The 26,358-nt window shown below is 67.9% G+C and carries 24 protein-coding genes and 1 tRNA gene; 5 read left to right on the plus strand and 20 right to left on the minus strand.

Going from position 1 to position 26,358, the window contains the following annotated elements; all coding sequences use genetic code 11:
• Nucleotides 1–114: 114 nt before the first annotated feature.
• Together rpoH and P2PM1_RS02015 are read right to left on the minus strand one after the other, a co-directional pair.
• Nucleotides 115–1,017, minus strand: coding sequence for an RNA polymerase sigma factor RpoH (gene rpoH / locus P2PM1_RS02010; RefSeq protein ID WP_186388417.1), 903 nt, complete (start codon nt 1,015–1,017; stop codon nt 115–117).
• Between the two features lie 157 nt (nt 1,018–1,174).
• Nucleotides 1,175–2,212, minus strand: a complete 1,038-nt coding sequence (locus P2PM1_RS02015; protein WP_186397971.1) for an RluA family pseudouridine synthase — start codon at nt 2,210–2,212, stop codon at nt 1,175–1,177.
• On the opposite strand from P2PM1_RS02015, the gene P2PM1_RS02020 reads away from it, so the two are divergent.
• Nucleotides 2,211–2,570: a hypothetical protein gene (locus P2PM1_RS02020; protein WP_186388415.1), complete on the plus strand. Its 360-nt coding sequence runs from the start codon at nt 2,211–2,213 to the stop codon at nt 2,568–2,570. The genes P2PM1_RS02015 and P2PM1_RS02020 overlap by 2 nt on opposite strands.
• 140 nt (nt 2,571–2,710) lie before the next feature.
• Nucleotides 2,711–2,786 (plus strand) — tRNA-Glu (locus P2PM1_RS02025).
• Nucleotides 2,787–3,010: 224 nt separating this feature from the next.
• On the opposite strand, the gene P2PM1_RS02030 is transcribed toward P2PM1_RS02025, so the two are convergent.
• The 7 genes from P2PM1_RS02030 to P2PM1_RS02060 form a co-directional block, all read right to left on the minus strand.
• Nucleotides 3,011–3,874, minus strand: a complete 864-nt coding sequence (locus P2PM1_RS02030) for a protein-glutamate O-methyltransferase CheR (RefSeq protein ID WP_186388414.1) — start codon at nt 3,872–3,874, stop codon at nt 3,011–3,013.
• Nucleotides 3,871–5,019: a chemotaxis response regulator protein-glutamate methylesterase gene (locus P2PM1_RS02035; RefSeq protein WP_371515095.1), complete on the minus strand. Its 1,149-nt coding sequence runs from the start codon at nt 5,017–5,019 to the stop codon at nt 3,871–3,873. Before P2PM1_RS02035 ends, P2PM1_RS02030 begins: the two co-directional genes overlap by 4 nt.
• Before the next feature lie 87 nt (nt 5,020–5,106).
• Entirely contained in the window at nt 5,107–5,472 is a 366-nt protein-coding gene (locus tag P2PM1_RS02040; RefSeq protein WP_186388412.1) for a PleD family two-component system response regulator, read from the minus strand.
• Nucleotides 5,473–5,519: 47 nt separating this feature from the next.
• Nucleotides 5,520–5,999, minus strand: coding sequence for a chemotaxis protein CheW (locus tag P2PM1_RS02045; protein WP_186388411.1), 480 nt, complete (start codon nt 5,997–5,999; stop codon nt 5,520–5,522).
• Nucleotides 5,996–8,761: a chemotaxis protein CheW gene (locus tag P2PM1_RS02050; RefSeq protein WP_186388410.1), complete on the minus strand. Its 2,766-nt coding sequence runs from the start codon at nt 8,759–8,761 to the stop codon at nt 5,996–5,998. The genes P2PM1_RS02045 and P2PM1_RS02050 overlap by 4 nt, the downstream gene beginning before the upstream one ends.
• A gap of 131 nt (nt 8,762–8,892) precedes the next feature.
• Complete coding sequence (chpT, locus tag P2PM1_RS02055; RefSeq protein WP_186388409.1) at nt 8,893–9,537, minus strand: histidine phosphotransferase ChpT; 645 nt, start codon at nt 9,535–9,537, stop codon at nt 8,893–8,895.
• 205 nt (nt 9,538–9,742) lie between these two features.
• The gene (locus tag P2PM1_RS02060; protein ID WP_208985165.1) at nt 9,743–10,156 is read right to left on the minus strand and encodes a hypothetical protein; all 414 of its coding nucleotides are present in this window, start codon (nt 10,154–10,156) and stop codon (nt 9,743–9,745) included.
• A gap of 397 nt (nt 10,157–10,553) precedes the next feature.
• Between P2PM1_RS02060 and P2PM1_RS02065 the strand changes: the two genes are divergently transcribed.
• Nucleotides 10,554–11,144: a DUF1134 domain-containing protein gene (locus tag P2PM1_RS02065; RefSeq protein ID WP_186388408.1), complete on the plus strand. Its 591-nt coding sequence runs from the start codon at nt 10,554–10,556 to the stop codon at nt 11,142–11,144.
• Nucleotides 11,145–11,366: 222 nt separating this feature from the next.
• Entirely contained in the window at nt 11,367–12,524 is a 1,158-nt protein-coding gene (locus P2PM1_RS02070) for a hypothetical protein (RefSeq protein ID WP_186397972.1), read from the plus strand.
• Nucleotides 12,525–12,559: 35 nt separating this feature from the next.
• On the opposite strand, the gene P2PM1_RS02075 is transcribed toward P2PM1_RS02070, so the two are convergent.
• The 7 genes from P2PM1_RS02075 to P2PM1_RS02105 form a co-directional block, all read right to left on the minus strand.
• Complete coding sequence (locus tag P2PM1_RS02075) at nt 12,560–13,396, minus strand: dipeptide ABC transporter ATP-binding protein (protein ID WP_186388406.1); 837 nt, start codon at nt 13,394–13,396, stop codon at nt 12,560–12,562.
• Nucleotides 13,393–14,271 carry an ABC transporter ATP-binding protein gene (locus tag P2PM1_RS02080; RefSeq protein ID WP_186388405.1) on the minus strand — a complete coding sequence of 293 codons (879 nt, stop codon included), beginning with the start codon at nt 14,269–14,271 and terminating at the stop codon, nt 13,393–13,395. The genes P2PM1_RS02075 and P2PM1_RS02080 overlap by 4 nt, the downstream gene beginning before the upstream one ends.
• A gap of 4 nt (nt 14,272–14,275) precedes the next feature.
• Entirely contained in the window at nt 14,276–15,193 is a 918-nt protein-coding gene (locus P2PM1_RS02085; RefSeq protein WP_186388404.1) for an ABC transporter permease subunit, read from the minus strand.
• A 13-nt stretch (nt 15,194–15,206) separates the two neighbouring features.
• On the minus strand, nt 15,207–16,214 hold the full coding sequence (locus P2PM1_RS02090) for an ABC transporter permease subunit (RefSeq protein ID WP_186388403.1): 1,008 nt from the start codon (nt 16,212–16,214) through the stop codon (nt 15,207–15,209).
• A 123-nt stretch (nt 16,215–16,337) separates the two neighbouring features.
• A complete protein-coding gene (locus P2PM1_RS02095) occupies nt 16,338–17,942 on the minus strand; it encodes an ABC transporter substrate-binding protein (RefSeq protein WP_305849900.1) in 1,605 nt (534 codons plus the stop codon).
• 393 nt (nt 17,943–18,335) lie between these two features.
• Nucleotides 18,336–20,825, minus strand: coding sequence for a mechanosensitive ion channel domain-containing protein (locus P2PM1_RS02100; RefSeq protein ID WP_186397973.1), 2,490 nt, complete (start codon nt 20,823–20,825; stop codon nt 18,336–18,338).
• 118 nt (nt 20,826–20,943) lie between these two features.
• Nucleotides 20,944–22,536, minus strand: a complete 1,593-nt coding sequence (locus P2PM1_RS02105; RefSeq protein WP_186388401.1) for an aldehyde dehydrogenase (NADP(+)) — start codon at nt 22,534–22,536, stop codon at nt 20,944–20,946.
• Nucleotides 22,537–22,795: 259 nt separating this feature from the next.
• Between P2PM1_RS02105 and P2PM1_RS02110 the strand changes: the two genes are divergently transcribed.
• Nucleotides 22,796–23,896 carry a DUF2336 domain-containing protein gene (locus tag P2PM1_RS02110; protein WP_186397974.1) on the plus strand — a complete coding sequence of 367 codons (1,101 nt, stop codon included), beginning with the start codon at nt 22,796–22,798 and terminating at the stop codon, nt 23,894–23,896.
• Nucleotides 23,897–23,905: 9 nt separating this feature from the next.
• Here P2PM1_RS02110 and P2PM1_RS02115 read toward each other — a convergent pair whose 3' ends face one another.
• The 4 genes from P2PM1_RS02115 to P2PM1_RS02130 form a co-directional block, all read right to left on the minus strand.
• Nucleotides 23,906–24,343, minus strand: coding sequence for a paraquat-inducible protein A (locus P2PM1_RS02115; RefSeq protein ID WP_186397975.1), 438 nt, complete (start codon nt 24,341–24,343; stop codon nt 23,906–23,908).
• 3 nt (nt 24,344–24,346) lie between these two features.
• On the minus strand, nt 24,347–24,820 hold the full coding sequence (locus P2PM1_RS02120) for an acetyltransferase (protein WP_186397976.1): 474 nt from the start codon (nt 24,818–24,820) through the stop codon (nt 24,347–24,349).
• A gap of 125 nt (nt 24,821–24,945) precedes the next feature.
• On the minus strand, nt 24,946–25,356 hold the full coding sequence (gene fliJ, locus P2PM1_RS02125) for a flagellar export protein FliJ (protein WP_186388397.1): 411 nt from the start codon (nt 25,354–25,356) through the stop codon (nt 24,946–24,948).
• 29 nt (nt 25,357–25,385) lie between these two features.
• On the minus strand, nt 25,386–26,358 hold a 973-nt coding region (locus P2PM1_RS02130; RefSeq protein ID WP_186397977.1), incomplete at its 5' end, for a FliI/YscN family ATPase.

The following is a 26,358-nucleotide window of genomic DNA, read 5'->3' on the forward strand; positions in this document are numbered from 1 at the left end:
CCGGGAAGGTTAGAGCATCGGATCTGAAAGGGGAATCCGCTTTGCGGCAAACGCGCGTCCCGCGCCGGGGGCGCGGGACTGCGATTTGCACGAGGCGAGAGGCGCTCGTGCCTGTCAGGCCGGGCCGGCGATCTGTGCCTGCGGCTGTTCCAGCTCGCGCGCGCCCCGGCGGACCGCCTTCTGCACCTTCTCGAAGGCGCGGACCTCGATCTGGCGGACGCGTTCGCGGCTGACGCCGAACTCGCTCGACAGGTCCTCCAGCGTCACCGGATCCTCGGACAGCCGGCGGGCCTCGAAGATCCGCCGCTCGCGGTCGTTGAGGACCTCCATCGCGTCGCCGAGCAGCTTGCGCCGCTGGTCGAGCTCTTCCTGCTGGGCGAAGATCGCCTCCTGGCTGTCGCTCTCGTCGACGAGCCAGTCCTGCCACTCGCCGCTGTCGGCCTCCGCGCGGATCGGCGCGTTGAGCGAGGCGTCGCCGGCGAGCCGCCGGTTCATCGACACGACCTCCTCCTCGCTGACGCCGAGCTTGGTCGCGATCTCCGTGACATGCTCCGGGCGCAGGTCGCCCTCGTCGAGCGCCTGGATGCGGCCCTTCAGCCGGCGCAGGTTGAAGAACAGGCGCTTCTGGTTGGCGGTGGTGCCCATCTTCACGAGCGACCAGGAGCGCAGGATGTATTCCTGGATTGCCGCCTTGATCCACCACATCGCATAGGTGGCGAGGCGGAAGCCCTTGTCGGGCTCGAAGCGCTTGACCGCCTGCATCAGGCCGACATTGCCTTCCGAGACAACCTCGGAGATCGGCAGGCCGTAGCCGCGATAGCCCATGGCGATCTTGGCGACGAGGCGCAGATGCGAGGTCACGAGCCGCTCGGCCGCGGCCGGGTCGTCATGCTCCTTGTAGCGCTTGGCGAGCATGTATTCTTCCTGCGGCTCCAGCATCGGGAACCGCCGGATCTCGTCCAGATATCGGCTGAGCCCGCCTTCGCCGGAGCTCAGCGCCGGAATGTTCTGGGCCATGAAAGCACCCCTTCTCCCACGATCCCTCCGGGGTCGCATCGGTCCTGGCCGAGTGTGCGACCGCCATCGCAGGGCATTCGGTTGCGGCGCCCGAATGGCACGCCGAAGCTCCCAATATAGGTGTCATTTGGACAATATCAGGACAAAACTTTGCTAATTATGATGGGGAAATTGTCCGGATTGCCGCAATCAGGGCAGCCATGTCGTCGGGAAGGGGGCTTTCGAAACGCAGGGTTTCCCCGCTCGCCGGATGGGCGAAGGCCAGCAGGCCGGCATGCAAGGCCTGACGGGGAAAGGCGTCGACGACCGCGCGGACCTGGTCCGGAAGACGTGCCGACTTGGTGCGGAAATGGGCGCCGTAGTCGGCATCGCCGATCAGCGGATGACCGATATGGGCCATGTGCACGCGGATCTGGTGGGTGCGGCCGGTCTCCAGCCGGCAGGCCATCAGGGCGGCCAGCGGGGCGGCGTCCTTCGGGCCGAAGCGCTCGCGCACCTGCCAGTGGGTGACGGCATGGCGGCCGCCCGACTTGGTCACCGCGATCTTCTGCCGGTTGGCGGAGGAGCGGGCGAGATCGGCGTCGACCGTGCCGCGAAGCTGCATCGGCGCGCCCCAGACGAGGGCGACATATTCGCGCTCCAGCGGGCCGGTGCGGCCATGGTCGGCGAACTGGGCCGCAAGGCCCTGATGGGCGAGGTCGGTCTTGGCGACGACCAGCAGGCCGCTGGTGTCCTTGTCGAGCCGGTGGACGATGCCGGGCCGCTTGACGCCGCCGATGCCCGACAGGCTGTCGCCGCAATGGTGCAGCAGGGCGTTGACCAGCGTGCCGCTCCAGTTGCCGGGGCCGGGATGGACAACGAGGCCGGCCGGCTTGTCGACGACGACGAGATGCTCGTCCTCATAGACGATCGTCAGCGGGATCGCCTCCGGCGTCGGCTCGGCCTCTTCCGCCTCGGGAAGCTCCAGCGCAAGGTCCTCGCCCGAATTGACCCGGTATTTGGGCTCCAGTATGGTCCGCCCGTCGACGCGCGCCCGGCCCTGACGGATCAGCGACTGGATGCGGCTGCGGCTGATTTCCGGCAGATGGCGGGCAAGGCACGCATCAAGGCGGCTGCCGGCATCCTCCTGGGAAACGGCAAGGGCTGCGATCGCGACGCCATCGGCATCGCCTTCCTCTTCAATGGACATAGACATGACACATCCGGCAATGGACGACGAAGACCGCAACGCGGAAGCCCCGCTGGATCCGGCGATGGAACGGGTTCAGAAGAAGCTGAAGCGGCTGCTCGCCGTCTCGAGCCTCGTCATGGTGCTCGGCTTCATGGCCGTTCTCGCGGCCATCATCTACAAGCTGTCCGAAAGCGGCAAGCGGGCGGACGGCAGCGATATAGCCGCAACCGTCGCGATCGGCAAGGACGGGCGGGTGGAAAGCATGATCCTGTCGGGCGATCGGCTGATCCTGCTGGTGCGCGACGGCACGACCAGCAAGCTGCTGCATCTGGAGGCGACGACCGGCCGGCTGATCGGCGAGACGACGTTTGTCGCGCAGTAGCGAACAACGGGCGGCCGCCAGGTACATCGGCGGTCGGCATGGCGGTTTTTCAACTGTCCACAGGCTTTGCGAAAAATGGGGCTTGCATTCGGCGCGCGGGCGTTCTATTGACGCGGCCTGTTCGTAACTGACCGGCCGACGCCCCCATCGTCTAGCGGTCTAGGACGCCGCCCTCTCACGGCGGAAACAGGGGTTCGAGTCCCCTTGGGGGTGCCAATTTTCGCAAGCGCTTGCGATACGAGCGACTTGCCGCCGGATCCACGACATTTCCGGAAAATCGAAGCGTCCAGGCTGCCTGCGGGCAAGGCTTTTCGCGTGCGCGGCATCCGGCCCCGTGCCGATTCCGGTTGCCCCTTTCCCTCCGGTGCCTGCCGCAAATGCAAAACGCCGGCGCGAGGGCGCCGGCGTTTCGGGGTCGTGCAAATGTGGCTTGCGGCGGCTCAGCCGGCGACCTGGAAGCGCGAGCGGGCCACAAGGCCCTGCGTACCGGCGGCCTGGGCCGGCTGATAGAGGCCGCGCAGTTCCGGTACCGGGCGGAAGGCATCGGTCAGGCCGACCACCGTCTCAGCCGCACCCAGCACCAGATAGCCGTCGGCCGGCATCTGCTTGGCGATGCGCTGCAGCACGTCCACCTTGGTCGGCTGATCGAAGTAGATCAGCACGTTGCGGCAGTAGACGATGTCGAAGGAGCCGAGCGTGGAAAAGCTCTCCAGCAGGTTCAGCTTGCGCCACTGCACCATGGAGCGCAGTTCCGGGTTGATCTGCCACAGGTCACCCTTCTGGGTGAAATACTTCAGCAGCATCTGGATCGGCAGGCCGCGCTGCACCTCGAACTGGCTGTAGATGCCGTTCCTGGCCTTTTCCAGCACTTCGTTCGACAGGTCCGTGCCGATGATCTCGACCCGGTAGCCAGCCAGTTTCGCTGCTGCTTCCTTCAGGCAGATCGCGAGCGAATAGGGCTCCTGGCCGGTGGAGGCGGCGGCGCACCAGATGCGGATCGCGCGGCGGTCGGCGCGCGCCTTCAGCATCGCCGGCAGCATCACCTCGCGGAAATGCTGGAACGGGGTGCTGTCGCGAAAGAAGAAGGACTCGTTGGTGGTCATCGCCTCGACCACGTCGGAGCAGAGCTGCATCGCACCGGGCTTCTGCATCGCCTGGATCAGCTCGGCAAGGCCGGCATGGCCGTGACGCCGGGCGACCGGCAGCAGGCGGCTTTCCACCAGGTACTGCTTCTCGTTGGTCAGAACCAGTCCAGACTTGGCCTTCAGGAACTGCTTGAGATATTCGAACTGTGACGCAATCACCTGGGGCCTCCACTCAACAATCCGGAGATCTTGGGGCCGATCCGGGAGATCGGCAGGATCTCGCAACACATGCCCGTCTGCGCGGCCGCGCCGGGCATGCCCCACACCACGCTGGTCGCCTCGTCCTGGGCGATGACGCTGCCGCCGCCGGCGGCGATGGTGCGCACGCCCGCGGCGCCGTCATGACCCATGCCGGTCAGCACCACCGCCAGGGTGGCGGAGCCGTAGACCTTGGCGACGCTGTCGAACAGGGGATCGACCGCCGGCTTGCAGAAGTTCACCGGCGGGCCGTCGTTCAGCCGGGCCAGCACCTGGCCACCGTCCTTGTCGACGGTCATGTGCAGGCCGCCCGGCGCGACATAGATGTGGCCGGGCTTCAGGATCTCGCCGTTCTCCGCTTCCTTCGCCGGCCGGAGCGAGGCCTTGGCGAGATGTTCGGCGAGGATCGCGGTGAAGGTCGGCGGCATGTGCTGCGTCACCACCACCGGCACTTCGCGGATGGCCGTGCCGATGTCGGCCAGCAGTTTCTGCAGCGCCTGAGGGCCGCCGGTCGAGGAGCCGATGGCCAGGATGCGCGGGCGGGCCGCCGAATAGGGCCGGGTGCGGATCGCCGGTGCGGCGGGCGCAGCGGCGGGACCGGCGGCAAGGCGGCTGTAGCCGGCAGGGGCGGCGCCGGCCGGGGCCTGCGACGCGGCGCGTCCGGCCGCGGTCTGGGCGCGCATCATGCGCCCGCCGCCGGCGGGCCCGAGATTGCGGCGGCGCTGGCCGAGAGCCTTGACCTTGTCGATCAGCTCGCGGCGGAAATCGATCGAGGTGGTGACCTCGCTGGTCGATTCCGGCTTCGGAACATAATCCTGGGCCCCGAGCGACAGGGCGCGCAGGCTGACCTCGGCGTTGCGGCGGGTCAGGGTGGAGGCCATGATGACGACGAGATCACGCTTCTTGCGCAGCATCAGCGGCAAGGCGGTCAGCCCGTCCATTTCCGGCATCTCGATGTCGAGGACCACCACGTCCGGATTGGAGCGTTCGATATCGTCGACGGCCAGCTTGCCGTTGCGATGCGAGCCGACGAGCTGCAGCGCCGGGTCGGCCTCGACCCAGCGGCTGAGCAGGCCGCGAATGACGACGGAATCGTCGACAACCATGACGCGGATACAATCCGCCTTGGCACCGTCCCGGTGAGGGGCCGGCGCTGAAGAACTGACGTTCATGTGGTTTGCCCTTGAAAAGGGTTACAGCAGCCCGGCCTCGTGGAATTTCGCTTCCACGATGTCCTTGTCGAACGGCTTCATGATGTACTCGTTCGCGCCTGCCCGCATGGCCCGGGTGATATGCGCGACGTCGTTCTCCGTCGTGCAGAACACGACGACGGGCTTTTCTCCACCATATTCCTTGCGCAGGGCCAGCAGGAACTCCAGGCCGTCCATTTCCGGCATGTTCCAGTCGAGCAGGATGGCATCCGGCATGCGCTTGCGGCAGGCCTCCAGCGCCTTCAGTCCGTCCTCCGCCTCCGAGATCTCGAAGGACAGGTCCTCCAGGATGCGGCGTGCGACCTTGCGGATGACGCTGGAATCGTCGACGACGAGACAGTGTTTCATTTCTTGGTCTCCCGATTGCCGGGTTTCAGTTCACCGGTACGGCCGCTTCAGGCCGCGACCATCGGCTCGAACATCGCGCCGAACAGGCGGCCGACATCGAGGATGATCATGAGCTTGCCGTCGAGGCGGTGGACGCCGCCGGAAATCTCGGCCCAGCGCTTGTCGAGATTCGACGGATTGGGTTCCATGGAGTCGTTCGACAGGCGCAGCACCTCGCCGACCTGATCGATGACGAGCCCGTAGCTTTCGCCCTTGTGCTCGATGCCGACCGCCATGACCTGGGCGTTCTCGCCGCGGTCGGGCAGGTGCAGCCGCTTGCGCATGTCGATGGCGGTGACGATGCGGCCGCGCAGGTTCAGCACGCCGGCGACCTCGGGAGCGGCCAGCGGCACGCGGGTCACGCTCTCGGGAACGAAGACGTCATGCACCTGGCTGATCGGCAGCCCGAAGAGTTGGCCGCCGATGATGACGGTGACGTATTGGATGGTATCGTCGATACCGGCTGCGAGATTGTCGTTGTGCCTCATGCCGCAATTCCCATTTCACCGGCGAACAGGTCCTTCAGCGAGGCGATCAGCCCCGGACGGTCGAACTTTGCCACATAGTCGTCGAAACCGGCCTGGCGGCCGCGCTCGATGGAGGCCGGAGAGACCACCGCCGACAGCGCCAGGATCGGGATCTTGCGGAAGCGCGGATCGCGCCTGAGCGCCTCGCAGAACTCGAAGCCGTTGATCTCGGGCATCTCGATGTCGCTGACGATCGCCTGGAACGCGTCGCCGTTCTCCAGCAGCTCGAAGGCCTGGTGCGGACCGGTGACGGCGGTGACGTCGTAGCCGGCCGCCTTGAGGACGGGCGTCAGCATGTTGCGGAAGAAGGCGCTGTCGTCGACCAGGAGAACCTTCTTGGTCAGCGCGGAGATGTCCATCTCCTTGCGCATGAACCAGTCCTCGAAGGCCTGCGGCAGGTAGTAGCCGAGGTCGATGATCTCGGTCGCCTTGTCCTTGATGACCGCCGAGCCGAGGATGCCGGGCCGGTCGGAGCCGACCTCGATGTTCAGGCGGTCCTCGACGATGTCGACGATCTCGTCGACGACGAGGCCCATGGACCGGCCGGCATCCGAGAAGACCAGCATCGGCTGGGTTCCGTCGGCGCGGCGGGTCTGCGAGGCCTCGATATAGACCAGCGGCATCAGGGCACCGCGATACTGGACCAGGTCGCGGCCGTTGGAGTGCTCGATCTTGGAGACTTCGAACTCCTCCAGGCGCGTGACCAGCGACAGCGGCACCGCCTTGGGCTCGGGCGAGCCGGCGCGGAACAGCAGCATCGACACGGTCGACTGGCCGTCGAGGGCGGAGGTCATCGCCTCCTCGGCCTCCTTGCGCTCGCCTTCGGCGACGACGCTGGACGCGTGGCTGGCCATGGCGGAGGCGACGCCGTTCGGATCGATGATCATGATCACCGCACCGTCACCCAGGATGGTGTTGCCGGAGAACATGGTCAGGTTGCGCAGCATGGAGGACATCGGCTTGACGACGATTTCCTCGGTATGGAAGACCCCGTCGACGACGACGCCGAAGGTCTGGCTGCCGACCTGCATCACGACGATGAAGCCGGTATCGGACTCGATCTCCTGGCCGCCATTGTTCGGGCCGACGCCCAGCAACTGGGACATGTGCACCAGCGGCAGCAGCTTGTTGCGCAGACGCAGGACCGGGGTGTCCTTGATGCGCTCGATCCGGTGTTCGGAGTTCGACTGCACGCGGACCAGCTCGACCACCGACAATTGCGGGATGGCGAAGCGGTCGCCGCCGGCCTCGACGATCAGCGCCGAGACGATGGCGAGCGTCAGCGGGATCTTGATGATGAAGCTCGATCCGCGGCCCGGAACCGAGCGCAGGTCGATCGTTCCGCCGATCAGCTCCACATTGTTGCGGACCACGTCCATGCCGACGCCGCGGCCCGAGACGCTGGTGACGTTCTGCGCCGTGGAGAAGCCGGCGTGGAAGATGAACTTGTGGATCTGCTGATCCGTCATCTTGTCGAGCTCGGCCTCGCTGGCCAGCCCGCGCTCCAGCACCTTGGCCTTGACGCGGTCGACATCGATGCCGCGCCCGTCGTCCTTGACCTCGATGATGATATGGCCGCCCTCATGATAGGCGGACAGGGTGATCGTGCCCTTTTCCGGCTTGCCGGCGGCGCGACGGTCGACCGGCATCTCCAGCCCGTGATCGGCGGAGTTGCGGATCATGTGGGTGAGCGGATCCTTGATCAGCTCGAGAACCTGGCGGTCGAGTTCGGTCTCGGCGCCGATCATCTCCAGTTCGATCGGCTTGTCGAGTTCCTGGCTCAGGTCGCGGACGATGCGCGGCAGCTTCTGCCAGGCATTGCCGATCGGCTGCATGCGCGTCTTCATGACGCCTTCCTGCAGCTCGGCGGTCACGTTCGACAGGCGCTGCAGCGGCACCTTGAACTCGGAATCCTCGTGCCGGCGGACGATCTCGAGAAGCTGGTTGCGGGTGAGGACCAGCTCGGAGACCATCGTCATCAGGTGTTCGAGCGTCTCGACCGCGACGCGGATCGACTGGCTCGACACGGAGGCTTTCTTCTCGCCCTTCTCGGCGCTCTCGCGCGGGGCGGCCTCTTCCTCGCGGACGCGGGGACGGATGGCACGGGGCGGCGGCGGGGCGGCGGCTTCCGCCTCCATCTCCGCATCGGCCTCGATTTCGGACACGGGAGCGGAAACCGGGAGCTCGACCTCCACCTCGGCTTCGCGGAAGGCGCGCTCCAACTCGTCGAGGGAGACTTCGCCGGGACGGAGCGGACGCTCCAGCACCTGTTCGACGAGGCCGCCGCTGGCAACGCCTTCTTCCTCGGCGACGGGTTCGTCCTGGGCGGCGGCGCCCCCGGCCACGGCCGCGAGCGACATGCGCTCGAGCTCGGAGATCAGGTCGTCGTCGCTGCCCTCGGGCTCGGTTCCGCCGGCCGCCTCGAGATCGGCAAGGATCTCCTTGATGCGGTCGATGGAGGAGAGGATGAGCGAGACCGCCTCGGGCGTCACCTTGGCGCCGTCACGGAACTTGCCCATCAATGTCTCGCCGGCATGGGCCAGCGCCTCGAGGCGCGGCAGGCCGAGGAAACCGCAGGTTCCCTTGATCGTGTGGACCAGACGGAAAATATTGTCGAGAATCTTCGCGTTGTTCGGTTCCTGCTCGAACTTCACAAGCTCGACGTCGACGACATCCAGGCTCTCGTTCGTTTCTGTAAGGAACTCGCTAAGCAAGTCGTCCATGGCCACACTCACCCGACTGGTTACTGGTACACGATCCGGATCCTGCATCCGGACCACCCATCCCTGACGGAGACAATGCGGCTCAAACAGTTAAGATAGACTGAAACGACGTAGGGTACTTTTGAAGCAGTTTAACCCGCAGAGGTGGCAGTAATCTTGACTCCATCGTCTTCCTTAACGACTTCTAAAGCCATACCGGAGTCACGGGCGAGCAAGACGGCGTAGACCGGCTGAACGGTGTGGGCGTCGATTCTTTCCGGTTCCTTGCCGGAGGTCATGTCGAGAACAAGGGCCGGAACCTTGGTTGTCGATCCCGTTACTTTCAACCGGAAGGTGGGAGCCTGCGCATCGCCGTCCATGGTGACGGTGATCAGGCCGCCGCGCGGGACGCACTGGTTGGCCAGCAGCACCAGGTTGAGCAGCAGCTTGACCCGGTTCTTGGCCATCAAGAGGCGGGGCACCTGCCAGTCGAGATCGGCCTTCTCGTTGGCGAGGAAGCCGGCGGCAACCGAATGAGCGTCGCCAAGGTCGATCTCCGCGCCGGCCGAGCCGGCGGCGCCGAAGGCAAGGCGCGCGAACTGCAGCTTGGCCGAGGCCTGACGCGCACTCTTGCGGATCAGGTCCATCGCGAATTCCTTCATGTCCTCGCTGTTGTCCTCGTCGAGGACTTCGAGGCCGTTGGTGATCGCGCCGACCGGAGAGATGATGTCGTGGCAGACGCGGCTCGCCACCAGGGCGGCAAGGTCGAGGGCGCTGAGTTCGTCGATGGCGGTCATGAAGTGTCCTTGGCGATATCCCTGGGAGGCCCCTGGCGATACATGCGCCTCGACGAGTGGCAGCGTCCCTGACCGGCCGTCCTGGTTGTCCCGGACGATGCCAAGGCCGTGCCTGCCGTCGCGGCACGATTCGATCCTCGCGAAAGGGTTACACCGCCCGTTCCGCGCTGCCAAGCGGTCCGGTCTCCGGCCGGTCTCCCGCCGGTCAGTGGCTGCAGCCTTCGGCGCGGGCATGGCCCCTGGCGGCGGCCAGCAGGTTGTCCGGATCGGCCAGGAACAGGAAGCGGTTGATTTCGGAATGGAAGAGCAGGAGGTGGCCGTTGTAGAGGGCGAAGATCATCGGGTTGCCGATGGTGACGAAGCCTTCGGCGAGCGCCAGCGGGTCGCAGCCCCGCAGAAACGGCGCGTAGACATGCGGGTCCTTCAGGAAGGCGGCGCGATTGCCTTCGTTGACGAACATCCAGACGGTGTCGTCCCAGCGCAGCTCCTGCCGCCGGCTGCCCTGGCGCGGCGCGCGGTCGATGAAATAGGCGACCGGATCGTGGCCGCCGAGCGCATAGCCTGACATCGGATCGGTGGCGTAGTCGATGGCCGGAGCCGGGGCGGCGATCAGAAACACGCCCAGCAGGCCGGCGACAAGGGCCGGCAGGCTCCGTCCGCCGCGCCGGGCCGGCGACCATAATCTTTTCCGATTTGGACTACACTCTGGCATCGAATCAGTCCGCGTTCCCCGGGGCGACGACTGTGCCCACAAGCCGGGTTCGAGGGCAACCGCGGAGGAGCCCGGCCGGGGGGCCGGCGGCCCTTGCCGAATGCAGCAGTGTCACTGGAAACGTGTCACTGGAAACGTGTCACTGGAAACGCGTCACTGGACGCGTGTCGCCGGAACGAGGTGTCTGTCGGCGGTCCGCGCAGGTTCGACAGGGCGTTTGGGCGGCGGCAAAGGTTGGCCGCGGAAAACGCGCGGATGCCGGAAGCGAACCGCTGGCACGCGCGAGCATCGAGGATGGAGCATCATGACGTCACTTTCCCCTTTCCGCGCCGGCACGATCGCCGCCACCCTGGTGTTCGGCCTTCTCGCGCTCGTCGCGGCCGGCCTGCCGCAGGCGCGGGCGCAGCAGCCCGAGCAGTACAGCCAGGGCGAGTTGCTCGATACCGGCCATCGCTTCTTCGGCCAGTTGTCGGGCGGCCTTGCCTCGGTGGTGGAGCGCGCGGTGGCACAATACGGCCAGCCCAACGGCTATATCCTCGGGGAGGAAGGCTCCGGCGCGCTGATCGCCGGGGCGCGCTATGGCGAGGGGCAGCTCTACACGCGCAATGCCGGCACCCACAAGGTGTTCTGGCAGGGGCCGTCGCTTGGCTGGGACATCGGCGGCGACGGGGCCCGGGTGATGATGCTGGTCTACAATCTGCCCGACACGTCGGCGATCTATCGCCGCTATGTCGGCGTCAACGGCTCGGCCTATCTGATCGGCGGCTTCGGCATGACGGTGCTGTCCAACCACGACATCTATGTGGTGCCGGTGCGTGCCGGCGTCGGCGCGCGGCTCGGGGTCAATATCGGCTACCTGAAGTTCACCGACCAGCCGACCTGGAACCCTTTTTGAGCGGAGCCGTGCCGAGGCGCTTGGCGGGCGACCCTGCGTCTTGTATCAGGAAGGCATGGTAAAATGTGCAGGTGACGGGGCGTCGATGTCCCGCGGCCTGCAAGGCCGAGGCACGCGAGGCGCCAGGGTTTCGGTGCCTGGGTCCGGGTGCGGGGCCTCCATGGCCGGAACCGTCCGGCGCCCGTGCTCCAACGGTGGTGAGCGGTCTTGATTGAAGCGGCAATGTATGTGGCCCTCGGCTTCTGCCTCGCCGGCCTGCTGGCGGTGGCGCTGATCCCGACCGTGTGGCGCCGGGCGGTGCGGCTGACGCGCGCCGCCGTCGAGGCGACGACGCCGATGACCCATGCGGATGTGCGCGGCGAGATCGCCGGCCTGCGTGCCCGCCACGCGGTCGAATACCGCAAGCTGGAGGCGGGGCTGGAGCGGCTGCGGCAGCAGGCGACGGAGAACCGCATCGCCCGCGACCGGGCCGAGGCGCTGGCCGGCGACCTGCGCGCCGAATTCGGGGCGAAGGATCAGGCGCTGGCCGAGGCGATGGCGCGGGAGGAGGATCTGCGCCGCGAGATCCATGACGGCGGCGAGGCGCTGGCGCGGGCAAAGGCACGCATCCGCGAGTTGGAACGCAGCCTCAAGCGGCTGATGGCGGCGGAGGCCAGCGGCGACAGGGGCGGCGGATCCGGCGAGGCCGTTCACGTCCAGCCTCCTGTTTCGATCCACCCCCCGACCGTGGCGGAGGTCGAGGTGCCGATGGTGGCGGCACGCGGCGACGATCCGCTCGGCAAGGTTTCCGAACTGACCAGGGTGACGGCGCTGGAGGGCGAGATCGCCTCGCTGAAGCGCCGGCTCAAGCGCGCCGAGGAGCGCGCCGCCGCGGCCGGCGGGATCGACGAGGCGTCCGGCACGCAGGGCGCGGGCCGGGGCGGCGGCCTCAGCCGGCAGGAGCTGCGCGCCCGCGACGACCGGCTGTTCGAGACGGAGTCGCGGCTCATCGCCGCCCAGGCGGAAATCACCCGCCTGTCGGTGCTGGCGGAAGGGACTTCGGGCGAGGAGACGCTGGCCGGGGAAGCGGCGCGGCTGCGCACCGAGAACGAACGGCTGCGGGCGGAACTGCGCGGCAATGACGATTTCGTCGCCCTGCGCGCGGAGCTTGCCGGCCTTGCCGCCTCCGTTGCCGCCTCGCTCGGGACCGACGAGGATCTGGCGCCGGTGCTTGCGGCAACGGAGGCGCCTGATGCTGTCGCCCCGTCGGTGGCTCAGTCGCTGGCCGCACGCATCCGCGCGGTGCGCGAACGCAAGGCGCCGGCAGCGGACGGGGCAGTCCAGCCGCCGCCGCAGGCGCCCAAGCGGGAGACGCGCAGCAAGGCCAAGGCCGGCGGCTGACACCCGCTCCCGCCCGCAGGCGGGGGTGCCCAATCTCAGCCGGCGGCGGCCGACTTCTTCTCCAGCCGGGCCCGGATGCTGGCGACATCGGCTTTCGGGGTGGCGGCAAAGAGCGTGCGCGTATAGGCGTGCTGCGGATTGCCGAAGACCTCGTCCCGCGTGCCGTATTCCACCGCTTCGCCGAAATACATCACCATCACCTTGTCGGCGATGTAGCGCACGACCGACAGGTCGTGGCTGATGAACACATAGGTGAGGCCGAATTCGTCCTGCAGATCGGCCAGCAGATTGAGTATCTGCGCCTGCACGGAGAGATCCAGCGCGGAGACCGGCTCGTCCAGCACGAGGAGGCGCGGGCGCAGCATGATCGCGCGGGCAATGGCGACGCGCTGGCGCTGGCCGCCGGAGAACATGTGCGGATAGCGCCCGTAATGCTCCGGCTTGAGCCCGACCTTTTCCAGCATGGCGAGCGCCGCGTCGCGCCGCTCGGCCGCGCTCATCGAGGTGTTGAGCAGCAGCGGCTCCTCCAGCACGGCGCCGATCTTCTGGCGCGGATTGAGCGAGCCATAGGGGTTCTGGAAGACGATCTGCACCGCCTGGCGCATCTCCCGGGTGATGCCGTGGCGGGTGATGTCGATCGGCGTGCCGTCGATCTCGATGGAGCCGGAGGTCGGGGCGTCGATCATCGTCAGCATGCGGGCGAGGGTCGACTTGCCGCAGCCGCTCTCGCCGACCACGGCCAGCGTCGTGCCCCGCTCCACGTCGAAGCTGACGCCCTTGACCGCATGCAGCAGGCGCGGCGCGGAGAACAGGCCGCCGCCGATCTGGTAGTCGCGCTTGAGGTCGCGGACCTTGAGGATGACGTCGCTCATGGGCGTGCCTCCCGGCCGCTATCCGTGCCGGCCTGGGTTTCCCTGGCGAAGTCCCTGGCGAAATCCGCGACGGTCGGCAGCCGGTCGCCGGTGGCGTTTTCCGGCAGGGCCGAGAGCAGCGCCCGCGTATAGGGATGGCTGGGGTTCTCGAACAGGGTGAGCACGTCGGCGGTCTCCATCTGCCGGCCCTGGTACTGGACGACGACCCGGTCGGCGGTCTCGGCGACGACGCCCATGTCGTGGGTGATCATGATCAGCCCCATGCCGTGGTCGCGCTGCAGGCGGGTCAAGAGGTCGAGGATCTGCTTCTGGATGGTGACGTCGAGCGCCGTGGTCGGCTCGTCGGCGATCAGCAGCTTGGGATTGCAGGCGGTGGCGATGGCGATCATCACCCGCTGGCACTGGCCGCCCGACATCTGGTGCGGGAAGGCGCCGATCCGGCGCTCCGGCTCGGGAATGCCGACGGCGGTGAGCAGTTCGATCACCCGGTCGCGGCGCTGCCGGCGGTTGAGGGTCGTGTGGGTCTTCAGCGCCTCGTCGAGCTGGAAGCCGACGGTGAAGCAGGGGTTGAGGCTGGCGATCGGCTCCTGGAAGATCATCGCGATGTCCTTGCCGATGACCTTGCGCCGCTGCGCCGCCGAGAGGGACCTGAGGTCGGTGCCCTCGAAGGACATGCGCTCGGCGGTGACCGTCGCGGTGTCGGGCAGCAGTCCCATCACCGCCAGCATGGCGACCGACTTGCCGGAGCCGCTCTCGCCGACGATGGCGAGCACCTCCCCGGCCTCGACCGTGTAGTCGACGCCGGCAAGCGCGCGGAACGGGCCGCTGGCGGTGTCGAATTCGACGCTGAGATTGCGGATTTCGAGCAGGCTCATCGGGTCAGCTCCGCTTCAGCTTCGGATCGAGGGCATCGCGCAGGCCGTCGCCGACCAGGTTGATGGCGAGCACGGTGATCAGGATCGCAAGGCCGGGGAAGGTGACCACCCACCAGGCGCGCAGGATGAATTCGCGCGCTTCCGCCAGCATCGTGCCCCATTCCGGGGTCGGCGGCTGGGCGCCCATGCCGAGGAAGCCGAGGGCGGCCGCGTCCAGGATGGCGTTGGAGAAGGACAGGGTCGCCTGCACGATCAGGGGTGCCAGGCAGTTCGGCAGGATCGTCTTGAACATCAGCCGCAGGGGGCCGGCCCCGGCCAGCCTTGCGGCCACCACATAGTCGCGGTTGCGCTCGGCCAGCACGGCGGCGCGGGTCAGGCGGACGAAATGCGGCTGCAGCACGATGGCGATGGCGATCATCGCATTGCCAAGCCCGGGCCCGAGCACGGCGACCAGCACCAGCGCCAGCAGCAGCGAGGGGAAGGCGAGGATCACGTCCATCACCCGCATGATCACGGTGTCGACCCAGCCGCGGAAATAGCCGGCGACGAGGCCGAGCACGATGCCGCCGGTGAGCGCGATCGTGACCACCACCAGGCCGATGAACAGCGAGAAGCGGGCGCCGAAGATCAGGCGGGAGAGGATGTCGCGGCCGACGGCGTCGGTGCCGAGCAGGAAGGCGGCCTTGCCCCCTTGCGCCCAGGCCGGCGGGGTCAGGAAGCTGTCGCGATACTGCATGTCCGGATGGTGCGGGGCGACCAGCGGGGCCGCGAGCGCGACCAGCACAAGGGCGCCGAAGACGACGAGGCCGGCGACGGCGCCGCGGTTGCGCGAGAAGTAGAACCAGAACTCCGCCAGCATCTTACGGGTGGCGTTGCGGCTTTCCGCCTCGACGGCGGCGGTGGAAACGGGTGTGTCGGTCATGGTCGGCCCCGGCTCAGGTGTGACGGATGCGCGGATTGACAAGCCCGTAGAGCATGTCGACCGTCAGGTTCACGATCATCACGATCAGTGCGATCATCAGCAGGCCGCCCTGGACTACGGGATAGTCGCGGCGGGAGATGCTGTCGATCATCCACTTGCCGATGCCCGGCCAGGAGAAGATCGTCTCGGTGAGGATGGCGCCGGCGAGCAGCACGCCCACCTGCAGGCCGATGGTGGTGATCACCGGGATCATGGCGTTTCTGAGCGCGTGCAGGCCGATGACGCGCAGCGGCGCCAGGCCCTTGGCTCTTGCGGTACGGACATAGTCCTCGCCCAGCACTTCGAGCATCGCCGAGCGGGTCTGGCGGGCGATCACGGCGAGCGGGATCGTCGCCAGTACCAGGGAGGGCAGGATCAGGTGGCTGACCGCCGACTGGAAGGCGCCCTTCTGTCCGGACAGCAGGCTGTCGATCAGCATGAAGCCGGTGACCTGCGGGAAGAAGTACATCAGCGAGATGCGGCCCGAGACCGGCGTCCATTGCAGGATGCCGGAGAACAGGATGATCAGCAGCAGGCCCCACCAGAAGATCGGCATGGAATAGCCGACCAGCGCGGTGCCCATGATCGCCTGGTCGGTGACCGAGCCGCGGCGCACGGCGGCGAGGATGCCGGCGGGGATGCCGAGCGCCACCGCGATGATGATCGCGCAGATCGCCAGTTCGACGGTCGCCGGGAACAGCGCCATGAATTCGTCGAAGACCGGCTTCTTGGTGACGATGGAGTTGCCGAGATCGCCGGTGAGAACGCCGGCGAGATAGTCGAGATATTGCTGCCAGACGGGCTTGGAAAAGCCGAACTGCTCCATCAACTGGGCGTAGCGTTCGGGGCTGAGGCCGCGCTCGCCGGCGAGCAGCAGCACCGGATCGCCGGGCAGCAGGCGGATGAAGCCGAAGGCGATGATCGTCACGCCGATGAAGGTCGGGACGAGCAGCGCCAGGCGTGCGAACAGGAAGCGGATCATCGGGCGTGTCCAAAACGACCGCACCGGCCCCGGAAGAGATCCGGGCCGGTGCGGGATGGCGTTGGCCGGGCATCTCCGCCCCGGACCTTGCAGCCGGAGCGGAGAGACCGCGGCGCGCGCGGTTTACTCGGCGATGTCGACGCCGTCAAACCAGTGGCCGCCGAGCGGGTCCATGACATAGCCGGACACCTTGGCCGACATCGGCATGAACACGACCGAATGGGCGATGGTGGCCCACGGCGCCTGCTCCTTGAACACGACCTGCGCCTGTTCGTAGAGCTTGGTGCGCTCTTCCTTGTCCGCGGTGACCTTGGCCTTCTGGATCAGATCGTCGAAGGTCCTGTCGCACCACTGGGCACGGTTGGCGCTGCCGACGCTGTCGCAGCCGAGCAGCACGGCGAGGAAGTTGTCCGGATCGCCGTTGTCGCCGGTCCAGCCGAGCAGGATGGCACCGTCGCGGTCGAGCTCGGTCGAGCGCTTCAGGTACTCGCCCCACTCAAAGGAGACGATCTCGACCTCGACGCCGACCTCGGCGAAGTCGGCCTGGATCAGTTCGGCCATGCGGCGGGCGTTCGGGTTGTAGGGGCGCTGCACCGGCATCGCCCAGACCTTCATCTTGAGACCCGAGACGCCGGCTTCCTCGAGCATCTTCTTGGCGGCTTCCGGATCATAGGGATCGTCGACGATGGCCTCGTTATAGGACCACATGGTCGGCGGGATCGGGTTCTTGGCCGCCTGGCCGGCGCCCTGGAACACCGCGTCGAGGATCGCCTGCTTGTTGATCGCCATGTTGAGGGCCTTGCGGACCTTGGCATTGTCGAAGGGGGCGATCCGGGTGTTGTAGCCGAGATAGCCGACGTTGAGGCCTTCCTGCTCCATCAGGGTCAGGTTGGCGTCGGCCTTGATGTCGGCGAGGTCGGCCGGTGCCGGATAGGGCATCACGTGGCACTCGCCGGCCTTCAGCTTCTGCAGGCGCACCGAGGCGTCCGGCGTGATCGCGAAGATCAGGTTGTCGATCGGCTGCTTGCCGCCCCAGTAGTCGGCGAAGGCCTGGTAGCGGATGACCGCGTCCTTCTGGTAGCCGACGAAGGAGAACGGACCGGTGCCGATCGGCTCCTGGTTCATCATCTCCATCTTGCCGTCGGCGGCGAGCTTGTCGGCATATTCGGCCGACAGGATCGAGGCGAAGTCCATGGCGAGATTGGCGATCATCGGCGCTTCCGGCCGGCTGAGCACGAATTTCACCGTATGGTCGTCGACCTTGACGATCTCCTTGATGAGATCGGGCATCGACATGCTGTCGAAATATTCCCAGGAGGCGCCGGCGGTATAGGCGTTCCACGGGTGGTTCTTGTCGCCCTGGCGCTGGAAGGAGAAGATCACGTCGTCGGCGTTGAAGTCGCGGGTCGGCGTGAAATACGGCGTCGTGTGGAACTTCACGCCCTGGCGCAGGGTGAAGGTGTATTCCAGACCGTCATCGGAGACCGACCAGCTCTCGGCCAGGCCCGGCAGGACCTCGGTGGTGCCGCGCTTGAACTCGACCAGCCGGTTGTAGATCGGCTTGGCGGAGGCGTCGAAGGTGGTTCCGGCGGTGAAGAGGGCGGCATCGAAGCCCTCCGGCGACCCTTCCGAGCAATAGACGAGATTCTTGGCGGAGGCGGCGCCGGTCGCGAACAGGGCGAGGCTGACGCCCAGAAGGGCGGCCTTCATGCTGCGGCGGATGATCATGGATACTCTCCCAGTTGAAGATTCGGCGCGCCCCGATTTATCTTCCCTTGGGGAAGTCTGTTTTCCTGCGGGACGGCCTTGTGGGCACATTAATAGCGCCTGCACAGGCTTACAACAGAATGATGGTTTCTATTTTCATCGCAAATGGGAAGAAAAATCCCGAACAGGCGCCGTGCGGGAAGGCCGTCGCGCACGGGCGCGCAGGCGGTGTTTACTTTACGCCACCTCACGGCAACCGCAACGCTCACGTGAAGAGGAAAACCACAACCTGCGGAATGCCGCGTGGCGGCGGGGCGCCTCCATGCTCCCGGTCAGGAGCGCCCGCCTGCGGGGCGCCGCCTGCGGGTCGTCGCCCCCGGGTCCTGGCAGGACCCGGCTCAGCGTCGCCGTCCGTCACACATCGTCCTCGGACGGCACGTCCTGGGGCTTCTTGCGCCGCCGCCGGCGGGCGGGCTTGGGCGTTGTTGCACCGGCCTCTGCCGGCCCCGGCGTGTCGAGGGCGCCAGGCGCCGCCTGCACCGGCGCCGCCGGCGCGACGAGGCTGCCGCCTTCGACCGCCGGGGCCCTGTCGGCCATGTGATAGGTGACCTGCGGGAACGGGATCTCGATGCCGCGCTCGTCGAACACCGCCTTGATATGCTCATTATAGGCGCGGCCGACCGACCATTGCGAGCCGGGGCGGGTCTTGATGCGGGCGCGCACGGTGATGGCGCTGTCGCCGAAGGTGGTGATGCCGTGCATCTCCAGCGGCTCGAGGATCTCGGACTTGAAGTCGGTCTGCATCAGCCGGTCAAAGGCGGCATGCATCGCCAGTTTCACCTCGGTCAGGTCGCTGTCATAGGCAACGCCGATCGCCGCCACGTGATAGGCCCAGCCGCGCATGAAGTTCGCCACCCGGTCGACGGTGGAGAAGGGGATCATATGGGCGGCCCCGTCGATGTCGCGCAGGCGCACCGAGCGGATCGTCAGCTTCTCCACGGTGCCGGTGACGCCGCCCAGCGTGACCACGTCGCCCTCGTTCATGGCGTTCTCGAACTGGATGAAGGCGCCGGTGATGATGTCCTGCACCAGCTTCTGCGAGCCGAAGGAGATGGCAAGGCCGAAGACGCCGGCACCGGCGATCAGCGGGCCGATATTGACGCCGATCTCCGACAGGGTGAGCAGCGCGATCATCACCAGCAGCAGGATCGAGAAGGCGTTGCGGAACAGGTTGAACAGCGTCTTCTCGCGCGAGGTCGGCAACCGGCCGCGCGGATTGAGGCGCAGGTCCACCCAGGACATCACGGCGAGCCAGATCAGGAAGCCGATGCCCAGGATGATGCCGGCGGAGGCCAGCCGGCTGACCAGGTCCTGGCCGTCGCTGGAGTGGAACCAGGACAGGGCGTCGACCGTGCCCCAGGCGTGCAGGATGCCGAGCACGACGCCGACGAAGACGGCGAGGCGGACCAGCGAGAGCACCCTCGGCACGAAGGTGTTGAGCCGCCGCTCCAGCATCGGCAGCCGCTCGTGGATGTTCTGCGGCAGGTGTACGCCGCCGGCGATGGTCCGGGTCAGCGCCAGCGAGACGATGGTGCCGACCATCACCGTCAGCACCGACAGGCCGGTGGCGCGGACCATGAAGGTGACGGCGTCGAACGGGCGGGACAGCCAGACGCCGAGCAGCATCAGCACATAGACGATGGCGACCAGGTGCCAGATGCGGGCCGCGACCTCCACCAGGCCGGTGGCGACGACGTTGGACTGGCGTTCGGCATAGGCGAGGATCCGCTCGCGGGTGTCCTGGCGGTTGCGCAGGACCGCGACGATCGCGATGGCGACGCTGGCCAGCACGATTATCATCCGCAGCGAATCGGCGAGCAGGAAGGAGATGTTGCTGGCGACCAGCGGCACCGCCACCATCGTCCCGTAGCCGAGCAGGTTGTAGATGACGAAGAGCCAGCGCCGCCAGTACAGAGCCTGTTCGTCGTCGAGCGGGACGAGGCGCAGGATGGTGAATTCCGGGCTGAGGGCGAAGCGGGTCAGCACCTTCGCCACCTGGGTGAAGAAGAAGGCGTTGAGGAACAGCGATTCCACCAGTTCGACGCGGCCCCTCGTGTCGCCGGCATAAAGGGCGATCGCATAGCCGGCGCCGAGCGCGATGGCGACGACGATCGCCTCCGCCACGAGATGGAGAACCAGCAGCACGACGCGCCGCAGCACCGTGACCGAGCTGCCGTCGCCGATCAGCCGGGCAAACAGCCGGTCGGCGAGCCGGTGCAGCAGCGAGACGATCGCGAACACGGCGAAGGCGAGCACGGCCAGCCGCAGCACGATGCTCTGGACACGCTCCCAGTTGGCGCCGGCGCTGTAGGCGAGCGCGGTCGGCAGCGAGGTGAAGGAGCGGGCGATCCGCTGCGCATAGACCATGCCCTCGCCGAGCACGTTCTGGGTCGCGGCGGCGATGCGCAGCGCAATATGGGTCGGCTGGCGCGGAAACTCGGCCGCCTCCGCTGCGTCCGGCGCGGGCTCGGCCGGCGGAGGTTCCGGGGCATTTTCCGGCGCGGCGGGGGGCGCTGCCGGCGGCGGCGTGCCTGCGGTCGGCGGGGCGTTTCGCAGATAGTCGATCAGCGCGTCGCGGGCGCCCGGATCCTGCAGCAGGCGGATCAAGGCTTCCGCGTCCTGGCGGGCGCCGGCCTGCGGGTCCGCGTCCCCTGCGCCGTCCGCCTGGCTGCCTGCCTGACCTGGCGCCTGACCGGGCGCCTGACCTGTCGCGGGGCCGCCCGGCTGCTGGCCGGATTGCTGGCCAGTCTGGGCGAAGCCCGGTCCGACATGGGCGGCCGACAGCAGCAGAACGGCGGCGAACAGGAGGGCGAGGAGACGGGTCAGGCGTCCGTGGAAGGGCATGCGGCTTCCTTCTTGTGCCGCGCCGGCGTCCCTGCCTCGCCCGGAAGATGAGGACGGGACCGCATGGCGAGCGGTGGCGGAGGCGGCAGGAATGGCCGCCTCCTCCCGGAGGGTTCCCCTAACTCCTACCCGATAGGGGCGTGCCGTCAACCAGACGGGGTCCTGCGGCATCCTCGCCGATGCCTTCGGGAAGCAGCGCCGCCGGCAGGTTCTGATAGGCGACGGGGCGCAGGAATCTGAGGATCGCGCGCGATCCGACCGAGGTCGAGCGGGTGTCGGTGGAGGCGGGATAGGGGCCGCCATGCATCATCGCATGGCAGACCTCGACGCCGGTGGAAAAGCCGTTGGCGAGCAGGCGGCCGGCCTTGCGCTCCAGCACCGGAACCAGCTTGCGGGCAATCGCCATGTCGGCCTCGTCCGCCGTCTCCAGCAGCAAGGTGGCGGTGAGCTGGCCTTCAAGGGCGGCAGCGACCGCGAGGCGCTCGTCCTCGCTGCGGCAGCGCACGACGACGGCCGCCGGGCCGAAGACCTCTTCCTGCAGGGCGTGCGAGGCAAGGAAGGCTGTGGCCGTCGTCTCGAACACGGCCGGCGTGACGTGACAGGCGCCGGGGCCTTCGCCGGCCGGCGCGGCGGAGATCCGTGCCGACAGCGCCGCATCCTGCGCCCGGGTGCCGACGGCGCGGCGATAGGCGCCGGCAATGGCGGGGGTCAGCATGGCCTGCGCCGGCATGCCGGCAAGCACCGCGTCGGCGGCGGACAGGAACGCCTCCAGCCCTTCGCTCTCCAGCGCCACCACGACGCCGGGATTGGTGCAGAACTGGCCGGTGCCGAGCGTCAGCGAGCGGGCCCAGTCTGCGCCGAGTGTCGCCGCGCGTGCGGCGAGCGCCGCCGGCAGGGCGAAGACCGGGTTGATCGAGCCGAGTTCGCCATAGAAGGGGATCGGCTGCGGCCGCGAGACGGCGATGTCGAACAGCGCCCGGCCGCCGCGCAGCGACCCGGTGAAGCCGACGGCGGTGATCAGCGGATGGGCGACGAGAGCGGCGCCCGAGGCATGGCCCGCGCCCTGCAGCAGCGAGAAGGTGCCGGCCGGCATGTTGCAGGCGCGGATCGCGGCGGCGACGGCGCGGGCGACCAGCTCGGCGGTGCCGGGATGGGCGGGATGGCCCTTGACCACGACCGGGCAGCCGGCGGCGAGCGCCGAGGCGGTGTCGCCGCCGGTGGTCGAGAAGGCGAGGGGGAAGTTGGAGGCGCCGAAGACGGCGACGGGGCCGAGCGGGCGCAGGATCGAGCGGATCTCGGGACGCGGCAGCGGCGTGCGGTCCGGCTGCGCCGTGTCGATGCGGGCGTCGAAGCAGTGGCCGGCCTCGATCCAGTCGGCGAAGAAGCGCAACTGGCCGGTGGTGCGGCCGAGCTCGCCGGTCAGGCGGGCCTCCGGCAGGCCGCTCTCGCGCATGGCGCGGGCGACGATGGCGGGGCCGTCGATCTCCATCTCGCGGGCGATGCGGCGCAGGAAGGCGGCGCGCTCGGCGACGGGACGGGCGGCATAGTCGGCAAAGGCGGCCTCGGCGGCGCGGGCCGCGCGGTCGACTAGGGCCGCGTCGGCCTCCGCGAAGGCCGGGGCGAGCTGCTCGCCGGTTGCGGGGTCGAGGGCGTGAAACGCACCCGTTCCGGCGATCCAGTCGCCGGCAACAAGGTGATGACCGTTCGGCATGGGTATCTCCAGCGCGTCGGGGTTGGCAGGCGGGTTTCGGGCAACGTATCGCCCCGAGTACTCGACTAGTGATATATCAGAGTGAAATCAACCAGTCGATCCGCAGTGCGAGGGCAGCCGGCGGCAATCGGCGCGGCAGGGGTGGCCGGATGGGGCGAGGCCGGCCGGAAACGACCGGATCGCTCGAAACCGCGCCTCGACCGACAAGGGATTGGTAACCATCCCGTGTCAGGCTGATCCGGCCGCAGAAGGAAACCGGATGCTCAACGAACTGTTGAAGCTCGCTCGCACCACGACTCGCGAGGCGCGCCGCAGGTTGCTGCAGCGCGTGGCGGACCTTTTTCTGGAGCGCGTCGGCGAGCACAGCGACGCGGAACTGCGGCTCTTCAGCGACATCATCATGAAGCTGCTCGACGACGCCGGGTTGAAGGACCGGGCGCATCTGTCGAAGCGGATGGCGCCCTGGAGCCAGACGCCGCATCCGATCGCCTACCGGCTGGCGACGGACGAGATCCTGGTCGCCTCGCCGATGCTCGAGCTCAGTCCGGCGTTGACGGAGGCCGATCTCGTCAAGATCGCCCGGCGGATGCCGGAAAGCCATCTGCTGGCGGTGGCCCGCCGCGCCGACCTGCCCTGCCGGGTGTCCGATGCGCTGGTCGAGCGCGGGCCGACCAGGGTGTGGCGAGCGGTGGCGGAGAACCGGCGCAGCGGCCTGTCGGACTGGGCGCTGCGGACGCTGGCCAAGCGGGCGCTGTCCGACACCCGCCTGCGGGAGAGCGTCGCAGTGCGCGGCGATTTGACGCCGCTGATCTGCGAGTGGCTGCTGCCGCATGTCAACGCCCCGACCCGGGCGCGTCTCGAGGCGATCCTCAGCGGCGCCGATCCGCGCGAATTGTCGGCGCCGGATCTGGACAGCGAGGAACTGCGGACGAAATACAACCTGTTCATGGAGTCCTGCGACGTCGACGAGGCCTGGCGACTGGTGCAGGACGGCACCTACAGCTTCGGCTCGATCGTGCTGGTGCTGCTGGCCGAAGGGCGGCAGGGCGATGCCTTCGACCTGTTGTCGCGCCGCACGCGCGAGAGCGTCGGCGCGGTGCAGCGGGCGGTGTTCCAGGCCGGCATCGACGAGCTGATCGGCCTGTGCCGGGTCGCGGGAACCTCCGACCAGGTGTTCCTGGCGCTGGCGCATCTGCGCTGCCGCCACCTCGGCATTCCCGAGACCCAGGCAATGCGCTGGCTCGATGCCTATCGCCGCTCGAAGCCGGCCGTGGAGGCGGGCAGCGGGACGGGCATCGGCGCAGGGGGCGGCATGGCGCAGCCGCGCAGCCACCGGCCGAACGGGGCACCGCTTTCCTGATCCCTGCGCTCAGCGGCTGCGGGCGAGGATGGCCGCGGCGAGAGCGGTCGTCAGCGTCGCCGCCGCATAGAACCACAGGCCGGGCAGGGTGATCGCCGAGGCAAGGCCGCTGGTCTTGGCGGCGAAGACGACGAGCGCCACCAGCATCACGTCCATCATCGACCACTTGCCGAGCGCATGCATCAAGGCGTGGCCGATCCCCGAGCGGCCGGCCACCGCCGCCACGTGCAGGGCGAGGATCTTGACCGCCGGAAAGGCGATGGAGAACAGGCCCACCACGACCGCGAGCAGCGTCTCGCCGTCGCGCCACAGGCCGGAAACGAGAGCCAGCAGCGCCGGTCGGTCGGTGAGGAAATAGAAGCGCTCCAGCTCGATCAGCGGCAGGGTCAGGCCGAGGATGAAGCAGGTTGTGGCCGCCGGCAGCAGCAGGGCAAGGATGAGGCGCATGGTTCAGCCGTCCTGCAAGGCCGCATCCGCGGGGGCATCGGCCGCCTCATGCACCAGGTGCAGCAGCGGATAGGGCCGGCCCTGGTCGTCGCGCTCCGAGCGGCCGGCGACGGTGAAGCCGAGGCGGGCATAGAAGGCGGCAGCGCCCGCGTTTTGCTCGTTGACATCGGTCACGAGGCGGGGAAACTGCGCCAGCGCATGGGCAACGAGCGCGCGTCCCGCGCCCCGGCCATGGGCGGCCGGATCGATGAACAGCGCGTCGAGATGACCTTCGCTCAGCACCATGAAGCCGGCCACCGTGCCGTCCCGGTCGACAGCGAAGGTCAGCGGCACCTCCGGCAGGAAGCCGCGCACCATCGCCTCGATCTCCGCGAGGTCGTCGGGGGCCAGGAAATCGTGGGTGGCCGCGACCGCGCGCCGCCAGATCGCGATGGCCGTTGCGCTTTCGCCCGCGCTTGCGTCTCGTATCGTCCACATGGCGCTGCTATCCCATGCGGCGATCTTTCGCGCAAATGCAAAAGGGCCCGCGCTGCGGGCCCTTTGGGAAAGTGTGGCGGGAGAGTGTTCCGAGCCGGTCGCGGGCCGCGCGCGGGCGGCGGTGCTCAGATCCGGGTCTTGCGACGGGAGGCGACCTCGTCGAGATCGTCCTGCTCGGCCGCTTCGCGCTCCTGGCGCTCGCGGATCTGGTCGCGCTCTTCCAGCAGCTCGAACTTCTTCAGCTCCTCCAGCGCCTCGCGCAGGTCCTCGCGTGCCGCCTCGAGCTGGCCGTTCAACTCCTCTGCCGAGTTGAGCAGGTTGTCGCGGCGCTGGGCGGCGGCCTTGGCGAAGGTCGGATAGGCGAAGTGGGTCACGTCGGTGATGCCGACGCGCTCCTGTTCGGCGAGGATCTGGTCGTCCAGCTCGCGGGCCATGCGCTTGAACTCGTCGACCATCGACTCGATCTGGGCCAGTTGGCGACGACGCTCGTCGACCTGAAACTGCTTCAGGCGAATGAGACTCTCACGCGACTTCATTACTCAGTACTCCCGTTGCGCAGGCCAACTTAAGCGAGAGTCATTTCCAAAAGGTTGGCAAGTTCACTATAGCCCTCGGCGATCGTACTTGCATCGCCCTTCGACTGGCCGAGAAAGGTTTCCAGCCGGTCGTGGCGGAAGATCGCCTCGTCGACCACCGGGTCCGAGCCGCGCCGATAGGCGCCGAGGCGGATCAGCTCCTCCATGTCGGAATAGGTCGCCATCAGCGCCCGCGCCTTGCGCAGCACCGGCTGGACCGGCTCCGGCACGCAGCGCGGCATGGTGCGCGAGACCGACTTCAGCACATTGATCGCCGGATAGCGGCCGCGCTCGGCGATGGCCCGTTCCATGACGATATGGCCGTCGAGAATGCCGCGCACCGCGTCGGCGACCGGCTCGTTGTGGTTGTCGCCCTCTACCAGCACGGTGAACAGGCCGGTGATCGAGCCCGATCCCGGCCGCCCCGGCCCGGCGCGTTCCAGCAGCTTCGGCAGTTCGGTGAAGACCGTCGGCGTGTAGCCCTTGGAGGTCGGCGGCTCGCCGATCGACAGGCCGATCTCGCGCTGGGCCATGGCGAAGCGGGTGACGGAGTCCATCATGCACATGACGTTGCGCCCGGCATCGCGGAAATATTCGGCGACGGTCATCGTCAGATAGGCGGCCTGGCGCCGCATCAGCACGCTCTCGTCGGAGGTGGCGACGACGACGACCGAGCGGGCAAGGCCTTCCGGCCCCAGGTCGTCCTCGATGAATTCCTGCACCTCGCGGCCGCGCTCGCCGATCAGGCCGATCACCGCGACATCGGCGGCCATGTTGCGGGCGATCATCGACATCAGCACCGACTTGCCGACGCCGGAGCCGGCGAAGATGCCCATGCGCTGGCCCTCGCAGCAGGTGACGAAGGTGTTGAGCGCGCGGATGCCGAGATCGAGCGGCGGGCCGACGCGGCCGCGCTCGCCGGCGGCCGGCGGGGGGCTGCGCAGCCGCCGCGGCTCGCCGCCA

The sequence above is a fragment of the Stappia sp. P2PMeth1 genome, from assembly GCF_900185735.1.
Taxonomy (GTDB): Bacteria; Pseudomonadota; Alphaproteobacteria; order Rhizobiales; family Stappiaceae; genus Stappia.

What these genes read in the sequence shown, in the direction of transcription:
- rpoH (WP_186388417.1), bottom strand. Translation starts at nt 1,017, where the DNA reads ATGGCCCAGAACATTCCGGCGCTGAGCTCCGGCGAAGGCGGGCTCAGC.
- P2PM1_RS02020 (WP_186388415.1), top strand. Translation starts at nt 2,211, where the DNA reads ATGACACATCCGGCAATGGACGACGAAGACCGCAACGCGGAAGCCCCG.
- P2PM1_RS02015 (WP_186397971.1), bottom strand. Translation starts at nt 2,212, where the DNA reads ATGTCTATGTCCATTGAAGAGGAAGGCGATGCCGATGGCGTCGCGATC.
- P2PM1_RS02035 (WP_371515095.1), bottom strand. Translation starts at nt 5,019, where the DNA reads ATGGTTGTCGACGATTCCGTCGTCATTCGCGGCCTGCTCAGCCGCTGG.
- P2PM1_RS02040 (WP_186388412.1), bottom strand. Translation starts at nt 5,472, where the DNA reads ATGAAACACTGTCTCGTCGTCGACGATTCCAGCGTCATCCGCAAGGTC.
- P2PM1_RS02045 (WP_186388411.1), bottom strand. Translation starts at nt 5,999, where the DNA reads ATGAGGCACAACGACAATCTCGCAGCCGGTATCGACGATACCATCCAA.
- P2PM1_RS02050 (WP_186388410.1), bottom strand. Translation starts at nt 8,761, where the DNA reads ATGGACGACTTGCTTAGCGAGTTCCTTACAGAAACGAACGAGAGCCTG.
- chpT (WP_186388409.1), bottom strand. Translation starts at nt 9,537, where the DNA reads ATGACCGCCATCGACGAACTCAGCGCCCTCGACCTTGCCGCCCTGGTG.
- P2PM1_RS02065 (WP_186388408.1), top strand. Translation starts at nt 10,554, where the DNA reads ATGACGTCACTTTCCCCTTTCCGCGCCGGCACGATCGCCGCCACCCTG.
- P2PM1_RS02070 (WP_186397972.1), top strand. Translation starts at nt 11,367, where the DNA reads ATGTATGTGGCCCTCGGCTTCTGCCTCGCCGGCCTGCTGGCGGTGGCG.
- P2PM1_RS02075 (WP_186388406.1), bottom strand. Translation starts at nt 13,396, where the DNA reads ATGAGCGACGTCATCCTCAAGGTCCGCGACCTCAAGCGCGACTACCAG.
- P2PM1_RS02080 (WP_186388405.1), bottom strand. Translation starts at nt 14,271, where the DNA reads ATGAGCCTGCTCGAAATCCGCAATCTCAGCGTCGAATTCGACACCGCC.
- P2PM1_RS02085 (WP_186388404.1), bottom strand. Translation starts at nt 15,193, where the DNA reads ATGACCGACACACCCGTTTCCACCGCCGCCGTCGAGGCGGAAAGCCGC.
- P2PM1_RS02090 (WP_186388403.1), bottom strand. Translation starts at nt 16,214, where the DNA reads ATGATCCGCTTCCTGTTCGCACGCCTGGCGCTGCTCGTCCCGACCTTC.
- P2PM1_RS02095 (WP_305849900.1), bottom strand. Translation starts at nt 17,942, where the DNA reads ATGATCATCCGCCGCAGCATGAAGGCCGCCCTTCTGGGCGTCAGCCTC.
- P2PM1_RS02100 (WP_186397973.1), bottom strand. Translation starts at nt 20,825, where the DNA reads ATGCCCTTCCACGGACGCCTGACCCGTCTCCTCGCCCTCCTGTTCGCC.
- P2PM1_RS02105 (WP_186388401.1), bottom strand. Translation starts at nt 22,536, where the DNA reads ATGCCGAACGGTCATCACCTTGTTGCCGGCGACTGGATCGCCGGAACG.
- P2PM1_RS02110 (WP_186397974.1), top strand. Translation starts at nt 22,796, where the DNA reads ATGCTCAACGAACTGTTGAAGCTCGCTCGCACCACGACTCGCGAGGCG.
- P2PM1_RS02115 (WP_186397975.1), bottom strand. Translation starts at nt 24,343, where the DNA reads ATGCGCCTCATCCTTGCCCTGCTGCTGCCGGCGGCCACAACCTGCTTC.
- P2PM1_RS02120 (WP_186397976.1), bottom strand. Translation starts at nt 24,820, where the DNA reads ATGTGGACGATACGAGACGCAAGCGCGGGCGAAAGCGCAACGGCCATC.
- fliJ (WP_186388397.1), bottom strand. Translation starts at nt 25,356, where the DNA reads ATGAAGTCGCGTGAGAGTCTCATTCGCCTGAAGCAGTTTCAGGTCGAC.